Origin of the sequence: Adlercreutzia sp. DFI.6.23, assembly GCF_024462535.1 — a bacterium.
GTDB lineage: Bacteria > Actinomycetota > Coriobacteriia > Coriobacteriales > Eggerthellaceae > Adlercreutzia > Adlercreutzia rubneri.
This window is the reverse complement of record NZ_JANGBP010000655.1, coordinates 1-294: the sequence shown is the minus strand read 5'-3', so window position 1 is coordinate 294 and position 294 is coordinate 1. Positions and strand designations below refer to the sequence as shown.

The 294-nt window shown below is 59.9% G+C and carries 1 protein-coding gene; it reads left to right on the top strand.

Features of this window, described 5'->3' with window-relative positions; genetic code table 11:
- Positions 1-29: 29 nt before the first annotated feature.
- A partial coding sequence (locus tag NE591_RS14945; protein WP_256157067.1) for an FAD-binding protein occupies positions 30-294 on the top strand: 265 nt, incomplete at its 3' end.

The following is a 294-nucleotide window of genomic DNA, read 5'->3' as shown; positions in this document are numbered from 1 at the left end:
CCGGCGGCTATATCGTCAAGGCCGACACTGTGGAAGAGTTAGCGGCGGCTCTTGATTTGGATGCGGACACGCTTAAGAATACTATCGACGACTTCAATGAAGGTGCGGCCGCCGGTGCCGATGCCTTGGGTCGCCAGGGCGCAATGCCCCTGATGCAGCCGCCTTTCTTCGCAGGTCGCGTCATCGACGTTTCGCCCGATACAGCTGGCGGTGTTGACGTGAACACTAACACCCAGGTGCTCAACGTGTTCGGCGAGGTTATCCCGCGCTTGTACGCGGTGGGCAACATGGTCG